A 24,298-nucleotide genomic window follows, 5' to 3' on the forward strand; every position below is an offset into this window, starting at 1 on the left:
GAACTCGCAGGCCTTAGGCGGCCGGAACAGCGGCCAGATGCTGGCGCTGCGGCTCGCTGCGGTAGCGCGACGGCTTGCCGTTGATCTTGCAGATCCGCCACATCAGCCGCGCGGAGCGATTTTCCATCAGGCCGGTGTCGTAGGCCAGCATCCGCACGTCACCGAACATGTCGGACAGCCACTTGCGCGATTCCGGCGACCGGAAGAACAGTTCCTTCTTGACCTCGCGCGGGATGTCGAACTTACGCCAGAAAGACTTGGGCGGCACCACAATTGCCCGGCACAACAGCTTCATGGTCAGCGGCAGATACAGCGCGGTCCAGAACCGCTGCCGTTTGGTCAGCTCCGGCAACCGCTTACGCAGGAACTCATGCGCGAACGAGATGTGCCGTGCTTCCTCGGCCACGTGAATCGCCATCACCCGTTCCATGATCGGGTGCAGCGACTTGCCTTCGCGCAGAACGTTTTTCTGTGTGTGATCGATGGGCTCCTCGCCGGCCAGCACACCGATGAAGAACGCCACCGGCAACGGCCCGGCCACCAGCGGGACCGCCGGCGAGAGCCACTTGAGCAGCCGGGGCATGCCCGGCACGTCGGCGCCGATGCGGTTGACCATCTCCTGGAACATCATGGTGTGGTTGCACTCTTCGACCGATTCGTGCAAGCAATACCGGTACTCCGGGGAACCGTTGGGCACCCAGAACGTGTAGTTCATCAGGCCGCGGATCAGGATCGACTCGAAGTGCAGGCCGACCTTGGCCACGTTCGCCTGGCGCCACATCCCGATCTCGATCTGGCGCTCTTGCGACTGCGCCTGATACCAGGGGTGGCGGCCCAACGGGTCGGTCGCCGGGAGAATCCACCGCGGGTCGTTCTCGGTGACGGCGAACTCCGGTGAGTCCCAATCGATGTCGGTGTATGGGTTGAAATTCCGCCGCACCGACCCCTCAGACAGTGTGGCGAGCATCTTCACGTACTCGGCGTCGTCGCGCACTTCCATCTTCTTGCGCCACCGCCGGACCATCCGTGTCCTAGCCATATCCAAGTCCTCCCCAACGAGGTTTACATTTGGACGTTGTATGTCCAAACAGTACCGCAGGTACTGGGAACTGGCCAGAGGCTTGGCAACCACTGTTGCCTGACCAGTGGTCAGCACTGGCATGTGGTCCGCATCACACCGAGCGGTCGTTGTCATCTGTATGTAGCCGCCGGCGGGGCGGAACAAACAGCCCGCCCCGGCGCCGTCACGGGTCGGCTCACTACCCTGATGTGCATGGCTGACCAGCTCCAGATTCCCGCTGACCTCAAACCCCGTGACGGCCGCTTCGGCTGTGGCCCCTCCAAGGTCCGACCCGAGCAATTACAGGCGCTGACCACCACCGCGGCCGCGCTGTTCGGCACCTCGCACCGGCAGGCGCCGGTCAAGAATCTGGTGGGCCGGGTGCGCAAGGGGGTGGCGGAGCTTTTCTCCGTGCCCGACGGGTACGAAGTCATTTTGGGCAACGGGGGCGCGACGGCGTTTTGGGATTCGGCCGCGTTCGGGCTGATCGACAAGCGCTCGCTGCACCTGACCTATGGCGAGTTCAGCTCGAAGTTCGCCTCGGCGGTCGCCAACAACCCCTTCGTCGGGGACCCGATCGTCGTCAAGGCCGACGCCGGCAGCGCACCCGAGCCGCAGACCGACCCGTCGGTCGACTTGATCGCGTGGGCGCACAACGAGACGTCGACCGGCGTCGCGGTCCCGATCCGGCGCCCGGCCGGCTCGGGCGACGCGCTGGTCGCCATCGACGCGACGTCCGGGGCCGGCGGGCTCCCGGTCGACATCACCGACACCGATGCCTATTACTTCTCGCCGCAGAAGAACTTCGCCAGCGACGGCGGACTGTGGCTGGCCATCATGAGCCCCGCGGCGCTGGCCCGCGTCGAGGCCATAGCCGGCTCCGGTCGCTGGGTTCCCGACTTCCTGTCGCTGCCGATCGCTATCGAGAACAGCCTCAAGGATCAGACCTACAACACCCCCGCGATCGGCACACTGGCGCTGATGGCCGAGCAGCTCGACTGGATGCTGGGCAACGGCGGACTGGACTGGGCGGTCAAGCGGACGGCCGACTCGTCGCAGCGGCTGTACTCGTGGGCGCAGGAGCGGTCGTACACCACACCGTTCGTCACCGACCCGGCGCTGCGCTCGCAGGTGGTGGGCACGATCGATTTCGTCGACGAGGTCGACGCCGCGGCGGTCGCCAAGATTTTGCGGGCGAACGGGATCGTCGACACCGAGCCGTACCGCAAGCTCGGCCGCAACCAGTTGAGGATCGCGATGTTCCCCGCGGTCGACCCCGACGACGTCAGCGCATTGACACAGTGCGTCGACTGGGTCGTCGAACGGCTTTAACCCGCCGGCCATCGGCGCGCAAACCGCCCAGCGTGTCAGCACAGGTTGTGGGCGTTAGCTGGACTAGAGTGCGGCACAGTGACGGGTCGTCGCTGACCTGCACAAAGCCTGCGAGGAGAAGCCATGCGGGAACTCAAATTGGTTGGGCTCGACGCCGACAGCAAATACATCATCTGCGAGGGCGACGGCCCCGACGATCGGTTCAAGCTGGCGGCCGACGATCGGCTGCGTGACCTGCTGCGTGGCGAGGTGGCGCCGCCCGAGCAACCGCACCTCGACATGGAAGTCACCAACATGCTGAGCCCCAAGGAGATTCAGGCGAAGATCCGGGCCGGCGCCTCCGTCGAGCAGGTGGCCGCGGCGTCGGGCTCAGACCTCTCCCGGGTTCGCCGGTTCGCCCACCCGGTGTTGCTGGAGCGCTACCGCGCCGCCGAGCTGGCAACCGCCGCGCATCCGATGCTCGCCGACGGCCCCGCGGTGATGACACTGCTGGAGACCGTGTCCGCCGCGATGGTCACCCGCGGCCTGAACCCAAGCGGGCTCAGCTGGGACGCGTGGCGCAACGAGGACAACCGCTGGACCGTGCAGCTGGCCTGGAAGGTCGGTCGCTCCGACAACCTGGCGCATTTCTTCTTCATTCCGGGAGCCCACGGCGGAACGGTCACCGCGGCCGACGATGCGGCCAGCGAGCTGATCGACCCGGACTTCGAGCGTCCGCTGCGACCGCTCGCGCCGGTGGCCCACGTCGAGTTCGACGAACCCGCGCCAGCGGCGGCCGCGGAGCCGGTCGCACCCGCTGCGACCCCTGATCCGCCGGTGCACAGCCGCCGCGGCAAGCCGGTCATTCCGGCCTGGGAGGACGTGTTGCTCGGGGTGCGCTCGGGCGGACAGCGCTGACTACGAGAGCGTGAGCGCGAGCAGCGCCAGCCACGCGATCGTCACGCCCACTCCCGCACCGAGCACGAACCAGCGCAGCACCGGGGTGCGCCGCCAGCCCCACAGTGTCGGCGCCAGTCCGCCGGCGGCCACCACATTGAGCCCAACAGCCAACAGTGGATGCACCCGGACCAGCCCGAGGCTGAGCACCACGATCGCGACGCCGGTCACCGCGGCGACAAACCCAGCGACCGTCAAACCCGTTGCCCAGGGCACAGACTGGGTGCGCTGGCTGAATTTGTCGCTCATTCGCCGAGCCTAGCCCGCTCGTAGAACGCCAACGCCGCGGCGGTCGCGACGTTGAGCGAGTCCGTGCCGCGCGACATCGGGATGCGTACGCGCAGGTCGCTATGCCTCAGGGTGGCCGGCGTCAGACCCGGGCCCTCGGCGCCGACCAGCACCGCGACCCGGTCGTCGCGCGCGGCCGCCATCGCCTCGGCCAGCGCGCAAGCCTCGGCGTCCGGGGTCATCGCCAGCAGCCGGAATCCGCGTGCCCTCAGCATCCCGAGATCGGCGGGCCAGTTCGCCGAGCGGGCATACGGCACCAGCAGCGCGTGCCCCATCGACACCCGAACGGCGCGGCGGTAGAGCGGATCGGCGCACCCGCTGCCGAAGACGACCGCGTCCACACCCAGGCCCGCCGCGTTGCGGAAGATCGAGCCCAGGTTCTCGTGGTCGTTGACGCCTTCGAGCACGGCGATGGTCCGCGCGCCCTCGACCAGCTGCTCGACGGACGGCTCGAGCACCCGTCGCGCGGCGGCCAGCACCCCGCGGTTGAGATGGAAGCCGACCACCCGCGCCATCACGTCGGCCGATGTTCGGTAGAACGGGGCCCCGGCGCCTATCAGGTCGTCTTTGAGTTCATCGAGGCGGCGCTCGGTGCCCAGCAGCGCGTGCGGGGTGAACCGGGACGCCAGCATGCGTTGGACGACCAGCACACCCTCGGCGATCACCAGGCCCTTGCCGGTGGGCAGATCCGGACGCCGGTCGATGCTGTTGAGGTCGCGGAAATCGTCGAGCCGCGGGTCGTCGGGATCGTTGACGTCCTGGACATCCAGGCCCGGGCTCACGGGCTTTCGTCGACCAGCGCCAGCATCAAGTCGGCGGCCTCGCGAAGGGTGGCGCGTTTGTCCTGGTCCATCGTCGCGAGCTGCTCGGCCAGCCATTCCTGGCGAGCGCGCCGGGCCGCTTTGACCAATTCGGCGCCGGACTCGGAGACCGAGACCAAGACCTGCCGGCCGTCGACGGGGTGTGGGGTGCGGTCCACGAATCCCTCGTCGGCGAGCGAGGCGATCACCCGCGTCATCGACGGGGGCCGGACGCGTTCGCGAATCGCCAGGGCGCCGGGCGTCATCGCGCCCTCGTTGGCCAGCGTCGTCAATGCCGACAGCTGCGAAAGCGACACCGGGGAGGACGGATTCCGGAACCGCAGTTGGCGCGCCAACCGCATAACCGCCAACGACAGGTCGGCCGCCAGCCGCGCATCGCTGTCAGGCATGGCGCGAGGTTACATCGGAACTGCAGAATTCGGGCTGAGAAACGTCGAACGGTGGCCTAGGACGCATTCGCTGGGACGGCCGCCGCAGCCCGCGCCTTGGCAACATCGGTTGCGGGTTAGATTGATCGCGATGAGCGCCGAGCCTGGTCCGAGTCCCGAGCCGCCACCGCTGCCACCCGTGCTGCTGCAGGTGTGGCCGTTCATCACAATCGGCGCCGTGGGCTGGCTGATCGCTGTGGCCGCCGCGTTTCTCGTTCCCGCCCTGGAGAGTTGGCGTCCAATTGCGCTGGCCGGACTAGGAACCGGCGTGGTCGGCACGACCATCTTCTTGCTGCAACTTGCCGGTGCCCGCCGGGGCGAGCGAGGTGCGCAGACGGGCCTGGAAACCTTTCTCGACCCTAAATAGCTTCTGTCGGGAGGAACGATGGTAGCCCCGCTACTACAAGCGCACATCGACATCGACGCGCCGGCCGCGACGGTCTGGGCGTTGATCTCCGATTTCCGGCGGATGCCCGAGTGGAGTCCGCAGTGTCGCTGGATGAAGTCGTTCGGACCGCTGCGTCCCGGCACCCGCACGCTGAACCTGAACCGGCGCTTGGGCTTGTTGTGGCCGACCACGGCCACGGTCGTCGAGGTCATTCCGGAGCAGAAGCTGGCGTTCCGGGTCGACACCAACCGGACGATCTGGACCTATGAGCTCGAGCCCCACGGGAATGGGACCCGCGTGGTCGAGAGCCGGCACGCCGAAAACGGCCTCAGCGCGTACTCGACCTTGTCGATCAACGCGTTCCTGGGTGGGACGGCGAACTTCGAACGCGAGTTGCTCGAGGGCATGAACGCCTCGCTAGCGAGGATCAAGTCCGCCGCCGAGAAGAGCTAGTCGGGCGAGTCAGTCACGGATTCCGCTGGTTCCGAGGCGGTTTCGGGGCGCTGCGGCGGTTCGGCCGTGTCGACCGTGTCGGCCGTGTCGGCCGTGTCGACCGTGTCGGCCGTGTCGGTTACAGCCTCCGGCACCTCCGATGTCTCGGCCACAGCCTCGGGCGGCTCGGACACCTCTTGCGGCGCCCCGGCCGTCTCGGCCGGAGGGTCGGGCGGCTCCATGACGTCGAGGACGCCGTCGTCGTAGGGCTCGAACGCCGGCGAGCCGCTGCCCACCGGGGCCGGTGTGTCGGAATGTGCGCCGCAGCCGTATTGCTTGTCGACGATGTGCCCGTCGGCGGAAAGTTCGTTGCCGCACACCCCGAACATGGCGCCCAGCGATCCGGCCAGCGGCAGGAAGAAGCCGCAGTCGCGGCACACCCGCTTGGTGGACCGCGCCATCGCCGAGTCGGGACCGTAGTCCCCGGTGTGCCACCGCTCGGCAGCGTCGGCCCGGCCCCACAGACCCATCACCCAGCGCCGGCCCAGCCCGACTTCGGCGGCGGTCTCGTCGACTTGCGGGTCGCCGCTGGACATGAAGCCGGGAACCAGCCGCTCGTCGTTGGCCGCCGGGGGCAGCAGATCGCCGGGGCTCAAATCCCCTTGCCGCACCCGCCGATCCCAGGGCACCCAGTCGGGCGCCAGCAGCGACGTCGGCCCAGGAACCAACACAACCTCGCTGATCGTTGCCTGGTCGGCGCCGGGGTAGGCCGCGACGACGGCGGCCCACTGCCACCCGCTGTAGCCGGGCAGGTGAGCCAGGAAGCGGTGGGTGGCGGCGTTCGGGTCTTCGTAACTGACGCCCAGGTAATCCCCGACCGCGTCGGGACCGCTGAACTCCTCGACGGCCGCCCTGGCCTGGTCGACGGCGCCCCGAAGCACCGCCGCCAACCCTTCGGGCCACTCGGCCACGGTTGCCACGGCGGACTGCTCGGTGAGCCCGGTCACGCTGTCTTCTCCATGCATCGCGTCTCCAATACTAGGTGGGCGAGATGCACCGGGTCGCCCCTCGGTATAAGTTGGCGAGCCACGCCCGGTTGCCCCCCGGTATAAGACAGAATTGATTTGTGTCTGGACGGCGGCGTGATGATCCGGGCCGAGTGGCCAGCAACCCTGGCCGCCGGACCCGCAATGGGTCGACGAATCAGCACCCGGGCATGGCCAATTACCCCACCGACGACGCGGACTATCGACGCTCGCGCCGCCCACCACCGCCGCCCAGCGCCAACCGCTACCTGCCGCCGCTGGGCCGGCGGCAAGAACCGGCCCGCGACGACCCGCCGCCGCGCCGCGCCTCCCCCGGTGAACGGATCACCGTCACCCGCGCCGCCGCGATGCGCAGCCGCGAGATGGGCTCCCGAATGTACTGGATGGTCCAGCGGGCGGCCACCGCCGACGGCGCCGACAAGTCCGGCCTCACGGCGCTGACGTGGCCGGTGGTGGCGAACTCCGCGGTCGACTCGGCGATGGCCGTTGCGCTGGCGAACACGCTGTTCTTTGCTGCGGCCAGCGGGGAGAGCAAGTCCAAAGTCGCGCTGTACCTGTTGATTACGATCGCGCCGTTCGCGGTGATCGCACCGCTCATCGGTCCCGCGCTGGACCGTTTGCAGCACGGCCGCCGCGTCGCGCTGGCGCTGTCGTTCGCGCTGCGCACCGCGCTGGCGGTGCTGCTGATCATGAACTACGACGGCGCCAGCGGCAGTTTCCCGTCGTGGGTGCTTTATCCGTGCGCGCTGGCGATGATGGTGTTCTCGAAATCTTTCAGCGTGCTGCGCAGCGCGGTGACACCGCGGGTCATGCCGCCGACCATCGACCTGGTGCGGGTCAACGCCCGGCTGACAATGTTCGGTCTGCTCGGTGGCACGATCGCCGGCGGCGCGATCGCGGGCGGCGTCGAATACGCCGGGACAAACCTGTTGCAGCTGCCCGGAGCGCTGTTCGTCGTCGTCGCGGTCACAATCGCCGGCGCGATGCTGTCAATGCGGATACCGCGCTGGGTCGAGGTGACCGCCGGCGAAGTCCCCGCCACCCTGAGCTATCGCCAGGACAGCGAGCCACTGCGGCGCAGCTGGCACAAAGAATTCAGCGGGGCACTCCGACAGCCGTTGGGCCGCAACATCATTACCTCGCTTTGGGGAAACTGCACGATCAAGGTGATGGTCGGGTTCCTTTTTCTGTATCCGGCGTTCGTCGCGAAGTCGCATCAAGCCAACGGGTGGGAGCAGCTGGCAATGCTGGGCATCATCGGCGCCGCGGCCGGGATCGGTAACTTCGTCGGCAACTTCACCAGCGCACGGCTGAAGCTGGGCAGGCCCGCCGTGCTGGTGGTGCGCTGCACCGTGGCGGTGTGCGCGGTCGCCCTGGCCGCCGCGGTGGCCGGCACCCTGATGGCGGCCGCCATCGCCACGCTGATCACCTCCGCCGCCAGTGCCATCGGCAAGTCGTCGCTGGACGCATCCCTGCAAGACGACCTGCCCGAAGAATCCCGGGCGTCGGGATTCGGGCGCTCGGAGTCGACGCTGCAGCTGGCCTGGGTGCTGGGTGGCGCAGTGGGGGTGATGGTCTACACCGAGCTGTGGGTAGGCTTCACGGCCATCAGTGCGATCTTGATCCTGGGGCTGGCACAGACGATCGTCAGCTTCCGAGGCAACTCGCTGATTCCGGGCCTCGGAGGTAACCGGCCGGTGATGGTCGAGCAGGAAGGCACGCCCCGCGACAGCGGCATGACCTCCGCGGTGCCGAAGTGAAACGTGGTGTGGCCGTTGCGCTTGCGGTCGTGGTCGTGCTGCTGGCCGGGGGTGCCGGGGTCGGCACGTGGTGGCTGCTGCGCGATTCCGGTCCGCAGCGACCGGAGATCAGCGCGTATTCGCACGGGCACTCGGTCCGGGTGGGGCCCTACCTCTATTGCAACCCGCTCAACCTCGATGACTGTCAGCAACCGCGGGCGCAGGGCGACCTGCGAGTCAGCGGCAGCCATCCGGTGCAACTGTCTGTACCCGAGGCGATTTCGCGCGCACCGTGGCGGTTGCTGCAGGTTTACCAGGATCCCGCCAACACCGCGACCAGCATGTTCCGGCCCGGCACCCGGCTGGCGGTCACAATCCCCACGGTCGACCCGCAACGCGGGCGGCTGACCGGAATAGTAGTGCAGCTACTGACTTTGGTGGTCGACCCGTCGGGCGAGCTGCGCGACGTCCCACACGCGGAATGGTCGGTGCGGCTCGCGTTTTAACCTTCCCGCTGTCATAGGCCGAATGTGGAGTTGCTGGGCCAAAACGGGCTGAATTCGCCCGACAAGTCGACGTTCGGCGTCACGAGAGAGCCGGCACTCGCTCGCCCTCGACCGGCGGCCCGGGCGGCGTGCCGTCGCCGAAAGGCCTGCCCCCCAAGGCTTCCCGGCCGTGGTCGGTAAGCCAGCCGCTCAAATCCGGGCCCTTGGGCACGATACGGGTCGGGTTGATGTCGGCATGCACGATGTAGTAGTGCTGCTTGATCTGCGCGAAGTCGACCGTGTCACCGAAGCCGGGCGTCTGGAACAGATCCCGCGCGTATGCCCACAGCACCGGCATCTCGGACAGCTTGCTTCGGTTGCATTTGAAGTGACCGTGGTACACCGGGTCGAACCGGGCCAGCGTGGTGAACAGTCGCACGTCGGCCTCAGTGATGGTGTCGCCCACCAGGTATCGCTGGTCGGCCAGGCGATCACTCACCCAATCCAGTGCGGTGAACAGCCGGTCGTAGGCGGCGTCGTAGGCGTCCTGCGAGCCCGCGAAGCCGCAGCGGTACACCCCGTTGTTGATCTCGGTGTAGATCCGCTTGCCGACCTCGTCGATCTCGTCGCGCAGCCGCTCGGGGTACAGCTCGGGCGCGCCATCGCGGTGATACGCGGTCCACTCGGTGGACAGGTCCAGCGTCATCTGCGCGAAGTCGTTGGTGACGACGGCACCGGTCGGAACGTCGACGATCGCCGGGACGGTGATCCCCTTGGGGTAGTCCGGGAAGCGCTTGAAGTAGGCGTCTTGTAGCCGCGGGATCTTCAGGACCGGGTCCACGCCACCCGGGTCGAGGTCGAACGTCCAGCTGCGCTCGTCGTGGGTGGGTCCGCAAAACCCAATGGAGAGAACATCTTCCAGGCCCAGCAAGCGTCGGACGATGATGGCGCGGTTTGCCCACGGGCAGGCACGTGCGACGACCAACCGGTACCGGCCCGCTTCGACGGGATAGCCGTCGCGGCCGTCGGCGGTGATGCGGGTGGTGATGTAATTGGTGTCGCGGGTGAATTCGCCGGCACCGGCAACGTAGGTGGCCATGGGAGACAATTCTGCTACTTGGCAATCGAGCCCGTCGACGCGGACGCGGTCAGAAATCGTCGAGCCAAATTGGCCTCGGTCGACTCGCCCGCTTCCCAGTGCGCGATCCACGGCCCGGTGCCCTCCGACTGGTCGACGATCCCGTCTTCCAGCCAGCGGTACCGCCCCTCCAGTACCTCGTGGGTGAGCTGCACATCGCTGGTGTCGGTGTTGGTCCACAGCCCGTCGAACAGCGCGTCGACCCGCAAGGTCGCTTGCTGGCAGAAGGCTTCGGCCAGCTCGTAAGCCTGTTGTCCCAGTTCGGGATCCGCGACGCGTTGTCCTTCGGCGCGCACGCACGCCGCCGACATCGCGAACAGCTCGGCGCCGATGTCGACGATCCGCCCCAAGAACCCCTGCTTTTGCTCGAGCTTGGCCTGCCAGCGCGCCATCCCGTAGAAGGTGTTGCGGGCCAGCTTGCGGGTGGAGCGTTCGACGAACCGCAGGTGCGCCGCCAGCGGACCGAATTCGCTGTATGCCCTGGGCCGCTGCCCTTCACCAAAAACTAGCTGCGGCAACCACTTTGCGTAGAAGCCGCTGGCCCCGACCGCCGCGGCGGCCTTCTCCCGCAACCCCGTGTCGGGTTTGGCGAGGTCACCGGCCGCACTCAAGTGGGCATCGACGGCCTCGCGGGCGATCAGCAGCCGCATGATCTCGCTGGACCCTTCGAAGATGCGGTTGATCCGCAGATCGCGCACCGCCTGCTCGGCCGGCACCGCGCGCTCCCCGCGCGCGGCCAGCGACTCGGAAGTTTCATAGCCACGGCCGCCGCGGATCTGCACAAGCTCATCGGCGATGAGGCAAGCCATTTCGCTGGACCACAGTTTGGCCAGCGCCGCCTCGATGCGGATGTCGTTGCGCCCTTCGTCGGCCATCTGGCCGGACAGTTCCAGCACCGCATCCAGCGCGTAGTTGGTGGCGGCGATGAAGGAGATCTTGCGGGCCACCGCTTCGTGTTTGGCCAGCGGCTTGCCCCACTGCACTCGCTCGCCGGACCATTCGCGGGCGATCTTCAACGCCCACTTCGACGATCCCGTCGCATTCGCGGGGATCGACAACCGTCCGGCGTTCAGCGTGGTCAATGCGATCTTCAGGCCGTCGCCTTCGCGGCCGATCAGGTTCTCGCTGGGCACCCGGACGGCGTGCAGCCGCGTCACACCGTTCTCGATGCCGCGCAGGCCCATGAACTTGTTGCGTCGCTCCACGGTGATGCCGGGCGAATCGGCCTCGACCACGAAGGCGCTGATGCCGCCGCGGTGCCCGTCGCTCTTGGGTACCCGGGCCATCACCACGAGCAGTTCGGCGACCACGCCGTTGGTGGTCCACAACTTGACGCCCTCGAGTTCGTAGGCCCGCCCGCCGTCGACCGGCGTCGCCGTGCAGGCCAGCCGCGCGGGGTCCGACCCCACGTCCGGCTCGGTGAGCAGAAAGGCCGAAATCGCACCGGCGGCACAGCGCGGCAAGAACTTCCGCTTCTGCTCGTCGGTGCCGGCAAGCTTCAGCGGCTCGGGCACCCCGATCGATTGATGTGCCGACAACAACGCACCCAGGCTGGGATGAACCGACGAGATCATCATCAGTGCCCGGTTATAGGCGACTTGCGACATGTTCAGCCCGCCGTATTCGGACGGGATCTTCATGCCGAAACAGCCCAATTCGGCTAATCCCTTGACGTATTCGTCGGGAATTTGCGCATCGCGCTCGATCAACCCGCCGTCGACGGTGTTCAGGAATTCGCGCACCCGGGCGAGAAACTCCCGGGTACGTGCTTCGTCGGCATCCGACGGTTTGGGGAACGGGTGTATCAGCTCCAACGGAAAATGGCCGAGGAACAACTCCTTGGCGAAGGACGGTTTATCCCAACCACTTTCGCGGGACTCTTCGGCGAGCGCTCTCGCTTGCTCCTCGGTGACCTGCGCCTGCTGTGCCATCGCAGCCTCCTCGCTACACGACTGTCGCGAGGAGTGAGTACCCAAACTGGGACGCGGTACTCGGGTGTTAGGCGTCGAGCTCCCGGGCCACGGCCTTGACCACCTCGGAAACGCGACGGGCGACCTTGCGGTCGGGGTAGCGCCCCTTGCGCAGCTCGGGCTGCACGGTGCTCTCCAGCAGGGTGATCATGTCCTCGACCATGCCGTGCAGCTCGTCCGGGTTGTGCTTGTGCTCGACAGGTGCCTCGCGCCGCGTCTTGGCAAGGCTGGGCGGTGGGTCGATCAGCTTGAGACTCAACGCCTGCGGTCCGCGCCGGCCGGAAGCCAAGCCGAATTCCACCTTCTGCCCTGTCTTCAGCCCCTCAACGCCCTCGGGCAACGCCGACGAGCGGACATAGACGTCCTCGCCGTCTTCCTGCGATAGGAAGCCGAACCCTTTTTCGGCGTCGTACCACTTAACCTTGCCGGTCGGCACTGGTCTCACCTGCTTGTCTGACGGAAACAACTAGGAATGGACAACATAAGAAGCGTCCCGCCTGTGCAGGACGCGATGCGGATTCAGATCCTACTCGGGTGGTTGCCCGGCCAGCACCCCTGTTTCGTTGTCACTCGCTAGGCTGGCAGTACTGCTGGAGGAGATATGCGCCTGGTTCTGAACATAATCTGGCTCGTATTCGGCGGCCTCTGGATGGCCGTCGGATACTTCGCTGCGGCGCTCATCTGCTTCTTGCTCATCATTACGATTCCGTTCGGGTTTGCCTCGCTGCGCATCGCCTCGTACACGTTGTGGCCATTCGGCCGGACGATCGTCGACAAACCGACCGCCGGAACCGGCGCCCTGATCGGGAACGTCGTCTGGGTGCTGCTGTTCGGCATCTGGCTGGCGATCGGTCACCTGGTGAGCGCGGCGGCCATGGCGGTGACGATCATCGGGCTCCCGCTGGCGCTGGCCAACCTCAAACTGATCCCGGTGTCGCTGATGCCGCTGGGCAAGGAGATCGTCCCGGTCTCGTCGGCGGCCCCGTTTGCGCGGGTGCCCGCATGACGCTGACCGCGCTGGGTGTGCCGACGGTCCCGAGCCTGACGAGCGGCGGAGCCCTCGTCGCCGGAATGCCAACGGACGGCCCGCTGCTCGACACCTACGGCCGGGCCGCGACCGACCTGCGCGTGTCGCTGACCGATCGCTGCAACCTGCGGTGCAGTTACTGCATGCCGGCCGAGGGCCTGGATTGGCTGCCCGGCGAGCAGCTGCTGCGGCCCGAGGAGCTGGCCCGGCTGATGCGCATCGCCGTGACCCGGCTCGGTGTGACCAGTGTGCGGTTCACCGGCGGTGAGCCACTGTTGTCCCGCCACCTCGAAGAGGTGGTCGCGGCGGCGGCCGGATTGCGTCCCCGCCCGGAGATCTCGCTGACCACCAACGCTGTCGGGCTGGCACGACGGGCGGCCAAGCTGGCCGCGGCGGGGCTGGACCGGGTCAACATTTCGCTGGACAGCGTCAACCGGGATCGCTTCGCCGCCATCACACGCCGCGACCGGCTCGCCGACGTGGTGGCCGGCCTGGCCGCCGCCAAGGCAGCCGGGCTGGCGCCGGTCAAAGTGAACGCGGTGCTCGATCCCACCACCGGTCGCGAGGATGTCGTCGAGCTGCTCGGGTTCTGCCTCGAACACGGCTACCAGTTGCGCATCATCGAGCAGATGCCGCTGGACGCCGGGCACCAATGGCGCCGGGAGGCCGCGTTGACGGCCGACGACGTGCTGGCGGCGCTGCGGCCGCACTTCCGGCTGCGCCCGGACCCGGCGCCGCGCGGGTCGGCGCCCGCCGAGCTGTGGCTGGTGGACAGCGGCCCGAACACCCCGGCCGGAAAGTTCGGCGTCATCGCCTCGGTGTCACACGCCTTCTGCGGGACTTGTGACCGCACCCGATTGACGGCCGACGGCCAGATCCGCAGCTGCCTGTTCTCCGCCGACGAGACCGACCTGCGCGGCCTGTTGCGTGGCGGCGCGACCGACGACGCGATCGAGGCGGCCTGGCGCGCCGCGATGTGGGCCAAGCCCGCCGGCCACGGGATCAACGACCCCAACTTCGTCCAGCCCGACCGCCCGATGAGCGCGATCGGTGGCTGAGCTTTTCGTCGACCCCGACGGCATCCGGGTGACGGTGCGCTACTTCGCCGCCGCGCGCGCCGCCGCCGGAGCCGAAACGGAGACCGTGGTGCTGCGCGCGGGCGCCACGGTGGCCGAGTTGGTGGAAAGACTCGCCGCTCCGGGTACCCGCCTCGCAACCGTGCTGGACCGCTGCTCCTATCTCTGCGATGGCGTCGCGGTCCGCGACGAAACCAAAGCGTTGCGCTCGGGTAACACGATTGACGTGTTACCCCCCTTCGCCGGCGGCTGATTTTGTGAGATAACTCACGTAACGGAATGATAACGGCCCGGACACGGGCCGATATCGGGTCGGTGTGACCTGGGCAAATCGCAGGTGCTCCTGCGTCTTTCAAAGATGTCCGAGCGGGAAACGCCGAGTTTCGTAGAAAGTGACGGGGCCAACAGAACCGGCTACGGTCTCCGGAGGCTCGCCAAGTTGAACGGATGGCGTCCCTCCCTCACCCGTAGCGCCGAGCTCCATCCAATGGGCGGGGGACACCGAAATCTGGATGGAGGCGGGGGACCCACCGGTCCGCCGGACTGGGGTCGCGTGCGACTCCTTGGGGTGAAGCCGACGTCGGCTCTCGCGAGACGACTCGAGACGACAACGGCCGGGTGACCTCTTGAACCCGAACCCGACAGCTGACCTCGCAGGCGCGTTACGAGAGGAAAATTTCGGCGCGTATGAGTGGACGTCATCGCAAGCCCACGACATCCAACATCAGCGTTGCCAAGATCGCCTTTACCGGGGCGGTACTTGGTGGCGGCAGCATCGCCATGGCCGGTCAAGCGGCCGCGGCCACGGATGGTGAATGGGATCAGGTAGCCCGTTGCGAATCGGGCGGCAACTGGGGAATCAACACCGGCAACGGCTACTACGGCGGCGTTCAGTTCAACGCCAGCACGTGGGCCTCGCACGGCGGCGGCGAATACGCCCCGTCGGCGCAGCTGGCCACCAGGGAGCAGCAGATCGCCGTCGCTGAGCGAGTTCTCGCGACGCAGGGTCGTGGCGCCTGGCCGGTGTGTGGTGGACCGTTGTCGGGTCCGACCCCGCGCGAGGTGCTTCCGGCACCGGCGGGCTTGGACCTGCCGGGTCTCAACGGTCCGCTGGCTCCGCCGCCGACAGACGTGCCTCCGCCGGACGCTCCTCCCCCGCCGCCCGCGGATGCGCCGACGCCGGTGCAGCTGGCCTCCTTCGACCAGCCGGCGCCCGCGGATCTGCTGCCCGCGCCTCCCGCCGATGCTCCGCCGCCGCCGGCCGACGTGCCGCCCCCCGCGGACGCCCTCCCCCCGGCACCACCCGCCGACGCTCCGCCGCCGGCCGACGTGCCACCGCCCGCGGACGCTCCGCCGCCCGCGGAGGCCGTGCAGCAGGCCACCGGGGTCGGCTACACCCAGAAACTGTGGGAAGCGATCCGCGGCGAAGACGTCAACGGAAACGACGCGCTGGACTCGCTGGCGCAGCCTGCCCCCGTCAACTGACGAGGGCGGGCCGGCGCCGAGTCAACGCGCTAGGCCGAACCCACCCATTCGTCGGTTCCGTCGTCGAAAAACTGGTGCTTCCAGACCGGTAGCCGCGCCTTGATGGTGTCCACCAGCTGGGCGCAGGTGGCGAACGCTTCCTGCCGGTGATCGGCGGCAACCGCGGCCACCAGTGCCGCCTCTCCGATGTGCAGCACACCGATGCGGTGGCTGGCCGCCACCGCGCGCACGCCCGTGGCCGCCTCGGTGACCTCGGCCACCACGTCCGCCATCACCTGTGCGGCCGACGGATGCTCGGAGTACTCCAGCCGCACCACCCGGCGGCCTTCGTCGTGATCGCGAATCATGCCGACGAACCCGACGATGGCCCCGGCCGAGCGGTGGCCTACCAGTTCTTCATGCTCGACCAGCGAGATCGGCTGATCGGTCATCGCCGCGCGCAAAACGACCGTCATCGCTCGTGGTCTTTGCCCGCGATCTGGTCGAGGGCATGATCGAGCACGTCGGCAAGTACTCCCAGCCCGTCGCGTACGCCGCCGGGCGAACCCGGCAGGTTGACGATCAAGGTTCGGCCGGCCACCCCGCACACGCCGCGCGATAGCACCGAAGTCGGCACCTTGGGCAGCCCCGATGCGCGTATGGCCTCGGCCAGGCCCGGAATCATGTAGTCGACGACCGCGACGGTCTGGTCCGGGGTGCTGTCCGTCGGCGAGATGCCGGTGCCACCCGTGGTGAGGATGACGTCGACATCGTCGTCGAGTGCACCGCGCAGCGCCTCGCCGACCGGGTTACCATCGGCGACGACTTGCGGATCCGCGGCCGAAAACCCATGCTGCTCAAGCCATTCGGCGATGACCGGTCCGCATTTGTCGGTGTACACACCGTCTGAGGCCCGAGTCGACGCGACAATGATGCGGGCGGACCGGGTGCCCATCAGCGCGCCCAACTTCCGGTCTTGCCGCCCTCCTTGCGGAGCACGCGGACATCATCGATACGAGCCGCCGGGTCGACCGCCTTGATCATGTCGTAAAGCGTAAGCGCGGCGACGCTCACCGCGGTCAGCGCCTCCATCTCCACGCCGGTGCGGTCGGTGCTGCGCACCGTCGCCACGATCTCGATATCCGACTCGCCCACGGTGAAATCGACGTCTACCCCGGTGAGCGCGAGCTGGTGGCACAGCGGGATCAGCTCGCTGGTGCGCTTGGCCGCCAGAATGCCCGCCACCCGGGCAGTGGCCAACGCGTCGCCCTTGGGCAGCCCGCCGCTGGAGATCAGCGCGATGACGTGTGCGGAAGTCCGCAGGGCGCCCGCGGCAACGGCGGTGCGTTTGGTGACTCCCTTTTCGGTGACGTCGACCATGTGCGCGGCGCCTCGCTCGTCGAGGTGCGACAGGGCGTCCGGGCGGGATTCCTGCGACTGCCAGGCCTGCTCGGGCCTGGACGCTCCGGATGCCCCAGCCATCGGCGGCAATACCTACCGGTTGATGACCGTGACCGGGTGGATGTAGGGCAGATGGTCGGATTCCACCGGGAACACCAGGTCACCGAACGGCGACAGTGCTCCGGTGCGATCGGTCACCAGCTCGCTTACCGCATGGTCGTCGGGGTCCGTCGTCGGCCAGCCGTTGTCGACGTACCTGGTTTTGCCCGCCTTGCCCTCAGCAATGTCAGCCACGCCGTCCATTCTGACAGGTCGCGCACGCGCGCGTGACACGAGTCGCGACGCTGAGTTCTTCCCCACAACCGGCGGCAGCAGCTGGTGCGTGCTCGCCGCGCCGCAGCATCCGCAAGCTGCTTTACGCTGGTCAGCAATGACCGACAACACCCCGGATATCCCGCTGGGGTCCTGGCTGGCCGACTTGCCCGACGAGCGGCTGATCCAACTGCTGGAACTGCGGCCGGACCTGGCCCAGCCGCCACCCGGCAACATCGCGGCCCTGGCCGCGCGTGCCGGGGCCCGACAGTCGGTCAAGGCTGCCACCGACGAGCTCGACTTTCTGCGGTTGGCGGTACTGGACGCACTGCTGGTGCTGCATGCCGACACCGCGCCGGTTCCGACCGCGAAGCTGCTCGCGCTGATCGGCGACCGGGCGCCGGAGGCCGACGTGGTCGACGCGCTCGACGACCTGCGCCGGCGCGCCCTGGTGTGGGGCGATGCCGCCAACCGGTTGTCCGCCGACACCGGCATGGCGCTGCCCTGGCATCCGGGACAGGTGACGCTCGAGGACGGGTCACGCAGCGGTGCACAGATTGCGGAGCTGATCGACGGCCTGAGCCAGGCGCAGCGCGACGTGCTCGACAAGCTGCTCGAAGGCTCTCCGATGGGACGCACCCGCGACGCCGCGCCCGGTGCCCCCGCGGATCGGCCGGTGCCGCAGCTGCTGGGCATGGGACTGCTGCGGAGGGTCGATGCCGAGACGGTGATCTTGCCCCGCCACGTCGCGCAGGTGCTGCGCGGTGAGCAGCCCGGCCCGATGCAGCTGACGGCCCCCGACCCGGTGGTGTCGACCACGACGTCCGCCGACGTCGACGCCGCCGCGGCCGGAGCCGTCGTCGACCTGCTGCGGGAACTCGATGTGCTGCTGGAAAACCTTGGCACCACACCGGTTTCCGAACTGCGCAGCGGCGGTCTGGGAGTCCGCGAAGTCAAGCGGCTGGCCAAGGCGACCGGCATCGACGAGGCCCGGCTCGGCCTGGTTCTGGAGGTCGCGGCCGCGGCCGGGCTGATCGCCAATGGCACGCCCGATCCGGAACCCGAGAACGCGGACGGCCTGTACTGGGCGCCGACGGCGGCCGCCGACCGGTTCGCCGCGATGGCCGCGGCCCAGCGGTGGCACCTGCTGGCCAGCGCCTGGCTTGATCTTCCGGGCCGCCCGGCGCTGATCGGCGGCCGCGGCCCGGACGGCAAACCCTATGCGGCCCTGTCGGATTCGCTGTACTCGACGGCAGCTCCGCTGGACCGGCGGTTGCTGCTGGACCTGCTTGCCGACCTGCCCGTCGGCGCGGGCGTCGATGCCGCCACGGCGTCGGCGGCGCTCATCTGGCGGCGCCCGCGCTGGACCCGGCGGCTGCAGCCCGGACCGGTCGCCGATCTGCTGGCCGAAGGCCATGCGCTGGGCCTGGTGGGCCGCGGGGCGATCAGCACGCCCGGCCGCGCGCTGCTGGCAGAAGGCGTCGACTTCTCCGCCACCGTCGACGCGATGGCGCGGGCACTGCCCAAACCGATCGACCACTTCCTGATGCAGGCCGACCTGACGGTCGTGGTGCCCGGGCCGCTGCAGCGCGACCTCGCCGACGAGCTGGCGACGGTGGCCAACGTCGAGTCGGCCGGAGCGGCGATGGTGTACCGCATCAGCGAGCAGTCGATCCGCCACGCACTCGATGTCGGCAAGACCCGCGACTGGATGCACGCCTTTTTTGCCGACCACTCCAAAACGCCGGTGCCGCAAGGACTCACGTACCTCATCGACGACGTAGCACGGCGGCACGGCCAACTTCGCATCGGTATGGCCGCATCGTTCGTGCGCTGCGAGGACCCGGCGCTGCTGGCCCAGGCCGTCGCGGCGGGCGAGGACCTGCAGCTGCGGGCCCTGGCACCGACGGTGGCGGTATCCCCCGCGCCGATCGCCGAGATGCTCGCCACACTTCGGGCCGCGGGTTTCGCCCCGGCCGCCGAGGACTCCACCGGGGCCATCGTCGACGTCCGCCCGCTGCGGGCCCGGGTGCCCACGCCGCAGCAGCGCCGGCCCTACCGCCCGGCCCCGCGGCCCAACACCGAGACGCTCAACGCGGTGGTCTCGGTGCTGCGGAAGGTGACCACCGCGCCGTTCGGCAACAGCCGCGTCGACCCGGCGCTGGCGATGTCGCTGCTGGCCGACGCCGCCAAGAATCAGGACACGCTGGTGATCGGCTACCTGGACGCCGCGGGTGTGGCCAGCCAGCGGATGGTGTCGCCGATCGCCGTGCGGGGCGGTCAGCTGGTGGCGTTCGATTCGGCGTCGGGACGGCTGCGTGATTTCGCGATCCACCGCATCACGTCGGTGGTGTCGGCCGAGTCCGGATAATGAGCCTATGACCGACGGACCATTGATCGTGCAGTCCGACAAGACGGTGCTGCTGGAAGTGGACCACGAGCTGGCCGACGCGGCCCGCGCCGCCATTGCGCCGTTCGCCGAGCTCGAGCGCGCGCCCGAACACGTGCACACCTACCGCGTCACGCCGCTGGCGCTGTGGAACGCCCGCGCTGCCGGCCACGACGCCGAGCAGGTCGTCGACGCGCTGGTCAGTTTCTCGCGCTACGCGGTGCCGCAGCCGTTGCTGGTCGACATCGTCGACACCATGGCCCGCTACGGGCGGCTGCAACTGGTCAAGAACCCGGCACACGGCCTGACCCTGGTGAGCCTGGATCGCGCGGTGCTCGAAGAGGTGTTGCGCAACAAGAAGATCGCGCCGATGCTGGGCGCCCGCATCGACGAAGACACCGTCGTCGTGCACGGCAGCGAGCGCGGCCGGGTCAAGCAGATGCTGCTCAAGATCGGTTGGCCCGCAGAGGATCTCGCGGGCTACGTCGACGGCGAGGCGCACCCTATCAGCCTGGAGCCCGACGGCTGGGAGCTCCGCGATTATCAGCGGCTGGCCGCGGACTCGTTCTGGGCCGGCGGCTCCGGGGTGGTGGTGCTTCCGTGCGGTGCCGGCAAGACGCTGGTCGGCGCGGCCGCGATGGCCAAAGCCAGTGCGACGACGCTGATCTTGGTCACCAACATCGTTGCCGCCCGGCAATGGAAACGCGAACTCGTCGCCCGCACCTCGCTGACCGAGGACGAAATCGGTGAATATTCGGGCGAGCGCAAGGAAATCCGGCCCGTCACGATCTCGACTTACCAGATGATCACCCGCCGCAGTAAGGGCGAATACCGCCATCTCGAACTCTTCGACAGCCGGGACTGGGGCCTGATCGTCTACGACGAGGTACACCTGCTGCCCGCACCGGTGTTCCGGATGACCGCCGATCTGCAGTCCAAGCGACGGCTCGGCCTGACCGCCACGCTGATCCGCGAAGACGGCCGCGAGGGCGACGTGTTCTCGCTGATCGGCCCGAAGCGCTATGACGCCCCGTGGAAGGACATCGAGGCGCAGGGCTGGATCGCGCCGGCCGAGTGTGTCGAGGTCCGGGTCACGATGACCGACAACGAGCGAATGATGTACGCCACCGCCGAACCCGAAGAGCGTTACAAGCTGTGCTCGACCGTGCACACCAAAATCGCTGTGGTGAAGTCGATTCTGGCGAAGCACCCCGGCGAGCAGACCCTGGTGATCGGCGCCTATCTCGACCAGCTCGACGAGCTCGGCACCGAGCTGAACGCGCCGGTGATCCAGGGGTCGACGAAAACCAAGGAACGCGAGGCGTTGTTCGAGGCCTTCCGTACCGGCGAGATATCGACGCTGGTGGTGTCCAAGGTCGCCAACTTCTCCATCGATTTGCCCGAAGCCTCAGTGGCGGTGCAGGTTTCGGGCACCTTCGGCTCGCGGCAAGAAGAGGCCCAACGGCTGGGCCGGTTGCTGCGGCCCAAGGCCGACGGCGGTGGCGCCATCTTCTATTCGGTGGTGGCCCGGGATAGCCTGGATGCCGAATACGCCGCGCACCGGCAGCGCTTCCTGGCCGAGCAGGGCTACGGCTACATCATCCGCGACGCGGATGACCTTCTGGGACCGGCGATTTGACGACCAACCCGCCAAGACTCACAGCGGCAGCACCGATTCCGCCGATGAATGCCTTGACGATCTCGAGCAGGGACACGTCAGCGCGTTCCGGTAGCGACGTCAGCCACGCGGCGGCGTCATCGCGTGCGTCGTTGTCGTACACCTGAATCGGACACGGCATCCAGGTGCCGATGGCGTTGCTCGGTGCCCGAATCCAGCGAATGTCACTGACGACGGCGCAGCCATCGAGTAATCGCACATACTTGCGCCCGAGTCGCGTATCGGCCCACAGCGCTCCGGCCGTGATGCGCTCAAAGTCCGGCCCGAACTGGTAGAGCAGCCGCATCCGGCCTCCCGCCCGGCCGACACGATCAACTATCGGAGCAAAGACGCGCTCGTAATCTGTCGCCGTCACGGTCCCGACGGCTTCGAGCGCCTGAATGCCGGCGGGCATGCCCGCAAGTTCCTTCAGCACCGCGTCCCCCTTTCCGCCGTGGACGGGGAAAATTCGTATATGCACTACTGCAACTGTTTACTAGTGCTATAATAATCGCTAACTCCGTCCGTGGGGAGGGGTGGGCACATGCAGATCGCGATTGTCGGTGCCGGCATCGGCGGCCCTACGCTCGCGTATTGGCTGTCGCACTATGGACACCAGCCGACCTTGATCGAAAAGGCGCCGAGACTCCGCACCGACGGCTACGTCGTGGATTTTTGGGGCGGCGGATACACCGTTGCCGAACGTATGGGACTCACCGCGGATTTGCACGCCGCCGGGTATGCGATACGGGAAGTCCGGCTCGTGGACCGGCATTCGCGACGAGTCGGAGGGTTTTCGGCCGAACTGTTCCGGCGCGGCCTCGACGGGCGTTTCGTCTCCATCCCCCGCGGTGACTTGGCAGCCATGATCTATCGCTCCATCGAGCATCGCGCCGAAACCCTGTTCAGCGAAAGCGTTTCGGCCGTCACGCAAGACGACTCGGGCGTGCGGGTCGCACTTGAGCGCGGCGGGTCACGACGATTCGACCTGCTCATCGGAGCCGGTGGCATCCATTCGCCGGTGCGGGACTTGGTGTTTGGCCCGGAATCCGAATTCGCGAGAGATCTCGGCTACCGGGTCGCGGCATTCGAAGCCGAGGGCTATCGGCCACGTGATGAACTCGTCTACCTTGCCTACACCATGCCGGGGCGCATGGTCGCACGCTTCGCGATGCGCGACGAAAAGACGCTATTCCTCTTCGTTTTCGCCGGCGAATACACCGGCGGGCCCGATCCGCGGGATGTGTCGCAAGTCAAGGAGGCCCTGCATCACGTCTTCGGCCACGCCGGCTGGGAATGTCCGGAGATCCTGCGTCGACTCGACGGCGCCTCCGATGTCTACTTCGACCGCGCCAGCCAAATCGTGATGGACCACTGGTCGAACGGGCGAGTCGCGCTGATCGGCGACGCCGCGGCCGCGGTCTCGCTGCTGGCGGGCGAGGGGGCGGGCCTGGCGATGGTGCAGGCCTACCTACTGGCGGGCGAACTCAACCGCGCCGACGGCGATCACCAGGATGCGTTTGGGCGCTATGAACGGCGGCTGCGCCCGATCGTCGAGGCCAGACAGCGGTCGGCCCGCGAATTCGCCGCGATGTTCGCGCCTAAAACGGCGTTGGGCCTGTGGACCCGCAACCTGGCGTCCAGACTGTTGAACGTTCCGCGGCTGGCTCAGTGGGTTGTCCGCAGCGAATTCCGCGACGACATCGCCTTACCCGAATACGTCGCGTAGCCGACCCAGAAAGGTTGCGGGAGCGGCGATTTTACAGCGACAGGATCGTTGCCGACGCGGTGCCCGGAGCACCGTACACCTGCGCCAGACCGACCCGCGGGTTGCCAGGCACCTGACGCTCGCCCGCCTCGCCGCGCAGCTGACGCACCAGCTCATGCATCTGCCGCAGTCCCGATGCGCCGATCGGCTCGCCGTTGGCGATCAACCCGCCGTCGGTGTTCACCGGCATCGAGCCGTGTATCTCCGTGGCGCCGTCGGCCAGCAACTTCTCCTGCTCACCGTCGGCACACAGACCCGTCTCGGCCATGTGGATGACCTCGTTGCCGGCGTCGGTGTCCTGTAGCTGGGCGACGTCGACGTCCTCGGGCCCGATGCCGGCGGCTTCATAGGCCGCCTTGGACGCGTACACCGTGGGCGAGACGTCCTCGTCGAGCGGCGCGAAGGTGGCATGCACTTCGTACGCACCGAAGGTGCGGGTGCGGATCTCGCACGCGCGCACATATACCGGCTTGTCGGTGTACTTGTGCGCGATGTCGGCGCGGCACATGATGACCGCGGCGGCACCCTCGTCGGGTGCGCAGAACATGTACTGCGTCAACGGGTAGTTGAGCACATTCGAGTTGAGGATCTCTTCGACAGAGATCTCCTTGCGCCGGAAGGCATTCGGGTTCAGTGCGCCATTGCGGAAGTTCTTGTTGGCCACCCGCGCCAGTGTCTCCTGCGAGATGTTGTGGTCGTGCAGGTACTTGTTGGCCTTCATCCCGAAGAACTTGGTGGTGACGAACTGCCCGTTCTGCGCGTACCACTGCGGCAGCGCCAGCTTGGCCGGGTCGTCGGTGAACGCCCCGCGCGGGTGCTTGTCCAACCCGATGGCGATGCCGATGTCGTACTTGCCCAACCGGATGGTGTCGGCGGTTTGCTGAATGGCGCTGGCCGCGGTGGCACAGGCGTTGAAGACGTTGGTGAAGGTGATCCCGGTCAGCCCGACCAGGCGGGTCACCGCGTCCGGGTTGGACACTTCGTGGCTGCCGCCAAAGCCGAACTGGATGTCTTTCCACTCCACGCCGGCATCGGTGAGCGCGGATTGGATCGCCTCGGCGCCCATCTGCATCGCGGTCTTGTCGAACCTGCCGAAGGGGTGCAGGCCCACCCCGATGATGGCTACGTCGTTCGTCATCTC

26 protein-coding genes, 1 pseudogene and 1 riboswitch are annotated in these 24,298 nt (G+C 67.8%); of the genes and pseudogenes, 13 read left to right on the top strand and 14 right to left on the bottom strand.

The genetic code is table 11. The annotated features are described in order from the left end of the window. Window positions 1–13 precede the first annotated feature (13 nt). Window positions 14–1,039 (bottom strand): AurF N-oxygenase family protein, encoded by a 1,026-nt coding sequence (locus tag BN973_RS25115; RefSeq protein ID WP_036471421.1) that lies wholly within the window; start codon window positions 1,037–1,039, stop codon window positions 14–16. Between the two features lie 228 nt (window positions 1,040–1,267). Here BN973_RS25115 and serC point away from each other — a divergent pair, with 228 nt between their 5' ends. Both serC and sepH read left to right on the top strand, forming a co-directional pair. Further along, window positions 1,268–2,392 (top strand): phosphoserine transaminase, encoded by a 1,125-nt coding sequence (gene serC / locus BN973_RS25120; RefSeq protein WP_407067543.1) that lies wholly within the window; start codon window positions 1,268–1,270, stop codon window positions 2,390–2,392. A gap of 123 nt (window positions 2,393–2,515) precedes the next feature. Further along, on the top strand, window positions 2,516–3,289 hold the full coding sequence (gene sepH, locus BN973_RS25125; RefSeq protein ID WP_036471422.1) for a septation protein SepH: 774 nt from the start codon (window positions 2,516–2,518) through the stop codon (window positions 3,287–3,289). Here sepH and BN973_RS25130 read toward each other — a convergent pair whose 3' ends face one another. From BN973_RS25130 to BN973_RS25140, 3 genes are read right to left on the bottom strand one after another with little or no spacing between them, the layout of a single operon-like run. After that, entirely contained in the window at window positions 3,290–3,577 is a 288-nt protein-coding gene (locus BN973_RS25130) for a DUF2537 domain-containing protein (RefSeq protein ID WP_036471423.1), read from the bottom strand. Next, a complete protein-coding gene (locus BN973_RS25135) occupies window positions 3,574–4,398 on the bottom strand; it encodes a TrmH family RNA methyltransferase (RefSeq protein ID WP_036471424.1) in 825 nt (274 codons plus the stop codon). Before BN973_RS25135 ends, BN973_RS25130 begins: the two co-directional genes overlap by 4 nt. Beyond that, window positions 4,395–4,826 (bottom strand): Rv0880 family HTH-type transcriptional regulator, encoded by a 432-nt coding sequence (locus BN973_RS25140; protein WP_025736610.1) that lies wholly within the window; start codon window positions 4,824–4,826, stop codon window positions 4,395–4,397. The genes BN973_RS25135 and BN973_RS25140 overlap by 4 nt, the downstream gene beginning before the upstream one ends. Window positions 4,827–4,956: 130 nt before the next feature. On the opposite strand from BN973_RS25140, the gene BN973_RS25145 reads away from it, so the two are divergent. Further along, on the top strand, window positions 4,957–5,232 hold the full coding sequence (locus BN973_RS25145; RefSeq protein ID WP_036471425.1) for a DUF2530 domain-containing protein: 276 nt from the start codon (window positions 4,957–4,959) through the stop codon (window positions 5,230–5,232). Window positions 5,233–5,250: 18 nt separating this feature from the next. Beyond that, on the top strand, window positions 5,251–5,706 hold the full coding sequence (locus tag BN973_RS25150; RefSeq protein ID WP_036471426.1) for an SRPBCC family protein: 456 nt from the start codon (window positions 5,251–5,253) through the stop codon (window positions 5,704–5,706). A 209-nt stretch (window positions 5,707–5,915) separates the two neighbouring features. Here BN973_RS25150 and BN973_RS25155 read toward each other — a convergent pair. Further along, window positions 5,916–6,692, bottom strand: a pseudogene (locus BN973_RS25155) (DUF3027 domain-containing protein); the annotation flags it as partial. A gap of 152 nt (window positions 6,693–6,844) precedes the next feature. Between BN973_RS25155 and BN973_RS25160 the strand changes: the two are divergent. Both BN973_RS25160 and BN973_RS25165 read left to right on the top strand, forming a co-directional pair. After that, window positions 6,845–8,491 carry an MFS transporter gene (locus tag BN973_RS25160; protein WP_036471428.1) on the top strand — a complete coding sequence of 549 codons (1,647 nt, stop codon included), beginning with the start codon at window positions 6,845–6,847 and terminating at the stop codon, window positions 8,489–8,491. Next, complete coding sequence (locus tag BN973_RS25165; protein ID WP_036471429.1) at window positions 8,488–8,976, top strand: DUF2771 domain-containing protein; 489 nt, start codon at window positions 8,488–8,490, stop codon at window positions 8,974–8,976. The genes BN973_RS25160 and BN973_RS25165 overlap by 4 nt, the downstream gene beginning before the upstream one ends. A gap of 79 nt (window positions 8,977–9,055) precedes the next feature. On the opposite strand, the gene BN973_RS25170 is transcribed toward BN973_RS25165, so the two are convergent. The 3 genes from BN973_RS25170 to BN973_RS25180 form a co-directional block, all read right to left on the bottom strand. Next, window positions 9,056–10,054, bottom strand: coding sequence for a glutathione S-transferase family protein (locus BN973_RS25170; RefSeq protein WP_036471430.1), 999 nt, complete (start codon window positions 10,052–10,054; stop codon window positions 9,056–9,058). Window positions 10,055–10,068: 14 nt separating this feature from the next. Continuing rightward, on the bottom strand, window positions 10,069–12,024 hold the full coding sequence (locus BN973_RS25175; protein WP_036471431.1) for an acyl-CoA dehydrogenase family protein: 1,956 nt from the start codon (window positions 12,022–12,024) through the stop codon (window positions 10,069–10,071). A 67-nt stretch (window positions 12,025–12,091) separates the two neighbouring features. Further along, complete coding sequence (locus BN973_RS25180) at window positions 12,092–12,499, bottom strand: cold-shock protein (RefSeq protein ID WP_036471432.1); 408 nt, start codon at window positions 12,497–12,499, stop codon at window positions 12,092–12,094. Window positions 12,500–12,664: 165 nt separating this feature from the next. On the opposite strand from BN973_RS25180, the gene BN973_RS25185 reads away from it, so the two are divergent. The 4 genes from BN973_RS25185 to BN973_RS25200 all read left to right on the top strand — a co-directional run bounded on the left by BN973_RS25185 (window position 12,665) and on the right by BN973_RS25200 (window position 15,651). Beyond that, complete coding sequence (locus BN973_RS25185) at window positions 12,665–13,069, top strand: YccF domain-containing protein (RefSeq protein WP_036471433.1); 405 nt, start codon at window positions 12,665–12,667, stop codon at window positions 13,067–13,069. Further along, the gene (gene moaA, locus BN973_RS25190; protein ID WP_036471434.1) at window positions 13,066–14,148 is read left to right on the top strand and encodes a GTP 3',8-cyclase MoaA; all 1,083 of its coding nucleotides are present in this window, start codon (window positions 13,066–13,068) and stop codon (window positions 14,146–14,148) included. The genes BN973_RS25185 and moaA overlap by 4 nt, the downstream gene beginning before the upstream one ends. Then, on the top strand, window positions 14,141–14,419 hold the full coding sequence (locus BN973_RS25195) for a MoaD/ThiS family protein (RefSeq protein WP_036471435.1): 279 nt from the start codon (window positions 14,141–14,143) through the stop codon (window positions 14,417–14,419). The genes moaA and BN973_RS25195 overlap by 8 nt, the downstream gene beginning before the upstream one ends. A 236-nt stretch (window positions 14,420–14,655) precedes the next feature. After that, window positions 14,656–14,842: riboswitch (cyclic di-AMP (ydaO/yuaA leader) on the top strand. An 11-nt stretch (window positions 14,843–14,853) separates the two neighbouring features. Next, a complete protein-coding gene (locus tag BN973_RS25200) occupies window positions 14,854–15,651 on the top strand; it encodes a transglycosylase family protein (protein WP_036471436.1) in 798 nt (265 codons plus the stop codon). 29 nt (window positions 15,652–15,680) lie between these two features. Here BN973_RS25200 and BN973_RS25205 read toward each other — a convergent pair whose 3' ends face one another. Genes BN973_RS25205 through BN973_RS25220 form a run of 4 tightly spaced genes read right to left on the bottom strand, consistent with a single transcriptional unit; the run spans window position 15,681 to window position 17,325 of the window. Then, window positions 15,681–16,106 (bottom strand): molybdenum cofactor biosynthesis protein MoaE, encoded by a 426-nt coding sequence (locus BN973_RS25205; protein ID WP_036471437.1) that lies wholly within the window; start codon window positions 16,104–16,106, stop codon window positions 15,681–15,683. Further along, on the bottom strand, window positions 16,103–16,585 hold the full coding sequence (locus BN973_RS25210; RefSeq protein WP_036473056.1) for a MogA/MoaB family molybdenum cofactor biosynthesis protein: 483 nt from the start codon (window positions 16,583–16,585) through the stop codon (window positions 16,103–16,105). The genes BN973_RS25205 and BN973_RS25210 overlap by 4 nt, the downstream gene beginning before the upstream one ends. Then, a complete protein-coding gene (gene moaC, locus BN973_RS25215) occupies window positions 16,585–17,112 on the bottom strand; it encodes a cyclic pyranopterin monophosphate synthase MoaC (RefSeq protein ID WP_036471438.1) in 528 nt (175 codons plus the stop codon). The genes BN973_RS25210 and moaC overlap by 1 nt, the downstream gene beginning before the upstream one ends. Before the next feature lie 12 nt (window positions 17,113–17,124). After that, entirely contained in the window at window positions 17,125–17,325 is a 201-nt protein-coding gene (locus BN973_RS25220; RefSeq protein WP_169718268.1) for a hypothetical protein, read from the bottom strand. Between the two features lie 136 nt (window positions 17,326–17,461). On the opposite strand from BN973_RS25220, the gene BN973_RS25225 reads away from it, so the two are divergent. Continuing rightward, a complete protein-coding gene (locus BN973_RS25225; RefSeq protein WP_036471440.1) occupies window positions 17,462–19,714 on the top strand; it encodes a helicase-associated domain-containing protein in 2,253 nt (750 codons plus the stop codon). Window positions 19,715–19,721: 7 nt separating this feature from the next. Next, a complete protein-coding gene (locus tag BN973_RS25230) occupies window positions 19,722–21,371 on the top strand; it encodes a DNA repair helicase XPB (protein WP_036471441.1) in 1,650 nt (549 codons plus the stop codon). Here the strand turns inward: BN973_RS25230 and BN973_RS25235 are convergent. Further along, window positions 21,331–21,825 (bottom strand): SpoIIAA family protein, encoded by a 495-nt coding sequence (locus BN973_RS25235; protein WP_036471442.1) that lies wholly within the window; start codon window positions 21,823–21,825, stop codon window positions 21,331–21,333. The two genes, BN973_RS25230 and BN973_RS25235, sit on opposite strands and share 41 nt — an antisense overlap. A gap of 108 nt (window positions 21,826–21,933) precedes the next feature. On the opposite strand from BN973_RS25235, the gene BN973_RS25240 reads away from it, so the two are divergent. Continuing rightward, window positions 21,934–23,118, top strand: coding sequence for an FAD-binding domain (locus BN973_RS25240; protein ID WP_036471443.1), 1,185 nt, complete (start codon window positions 21,934–21,936; stop codon window positions 23,116–23,118). Between the two features lie 31 nt (window positions 23,119–23,149). On the opposite strand, the gene BN973_RS25245 is transcribed toward BN973_RS25240, so the two are convergent. Beyond that, entirely contained in the window at window positions 23,150–24,295 is a 1,146-nt protein-coding gene (locus tag BN973_RS25245) for a thiolase family protein (RefSeq protein ID WP_036471444.1), read from the bottom strand. Window positions 24,296–24,298: the final 3 nt, after the last annotated feature.

It is taken from the genome of Mycobacterium triplex (assembly GCF_000689255.1).
Taxonomy (GTDB): Bacteria; Actinomycetota; Actinomycetes; order Mycobacteriales; family Mycobacteriaceae; genus Mycobacterium; species Mycobacterium triplex.

Coding starts and splice junctions, on each gene's coding strand:
- BN973_RS25115 (WP_036471421.1), bottom strand. CDS start 1,039: ATGGCTAGGACACGGATGGTCCGGCGGTGGCGCAAGAAGATGGAAGTG.
- serC (WP_407067543.1), top strand. CDS start 1,268: ATGTGCATGGCTGACCAGCTCCAGATTCCCGCTGACCTCAAACCCCGT.
- sepH (WP_036471422.1), top strand. CDS start 2,516: ATGCGGGAACTCAAATTGGTTGGGCTCGACGCCGACAGCAAATACATC.
- BN973_RS25130 (WP_036471423.1), bottom strand. CDS start 3,577: ATGAGCGACAAATTCAGCCAGCGCACCCAGTCTGTGCCCTGGGCAACG.
- BN973_RS25140 (WP_025736610.1), bottom strand. CDS start 4,826: ATGCCTGACAGCGATGCGCGGCTGGCGGCCGACCTGTCGTTGGCGGTT.
- BN973_RS25145 (WP_036471425.1), top strand. CDS start 4,957: ATGAGCGCCGAGCCTGGTCCGAGTCCCGAGCCGCCACCGCTGCCACCC.
- BN973_RS25150 (WP_036471426.1), top strand. CDS start 5,251: ATGGTAGCCCCGCTACTACAAGCGCACATCGACATCGACGCGCCGGCC.
- BN973_RS25170 (WP_036471430.1), bottom strand. CDS start 10,054: ATGGCCACCTACGTTGCCGGTGCCGGCGAATTCACCCGCGACACCAAT.
- BN973_RS25175 (WP_036471431.1), bottom strand. CDS start 12,024: ATGGCACAGCAGGCGCAGGTCACCGAGGAGCAAGCGAGAGCGCTCGCC.
- BN973_RS25185 (WP_036471433.1), top strand. CDS start 12,665: ATGCGCCTGGTTCTGAACATAATCTGGCTCGTATTCGGCGGCCTCTGG.
- moaA (WP_036471434.1), top strand. CDS start 13,066: ATGACGCTGACCGCGCTGGGTGTGCCGACGGTCCCGAGCCTGACGAGC.
- BN973_RS25200 (WP_036471436.1), top strand. CDS start 14,854: ATGAGTGGACGTCATCGCAAGCCCACGACATCCAACATCAGCGTTGCC.
- BN973_RS25205 (WP_036471437.1), bottom strand. CDS start 16,106: ATGACGGTCGTTTTGCGCGCGGCGATGACCGATCAGCCGATCTCGCTG.
- BN973_RS25210 (WP_036473056.1), bottom strand. CDS start 16,585: ATGGGCACCCGGTCCGCCCGCATCATTGTCGCGTCGACTCGGGCCTCA.
- moaC (WP_036471438.1), bottom strand. CDS start 17,112: ATGGCTGGGGCATCCGGAGCGTCCAGGCCCGAGCAGGCCTGGCAGTCG.
- BN973_RS25225 (WP_036471440.1), top strand. CDS start 17,462: ATGACCGACAACACCCCGGATATCCCGCTGGGGTCCTGGCTGGCCGAC.
- BN973_RS25230 (WP_036471441.1), top strand. CDS start 19,722: ATGACCGACGGACCATTGATCGTGCAGTCCGACAAGACGGTGCTGCTG.
- BN973_RS25240 (WP_036471443.1), top strand. CDS start 21,934: ATGCAGATCGCGATTGTCGGTGCCGGCATCGGCGGCCCTACGCTCGCG.
- BN973_RS25245 (WP_036471444.1), bottom strand. CDS start 24,295: ATGACGAACGACGTAGCCATCATCGGGGTGGGCCTGCACCCCTTCGGC.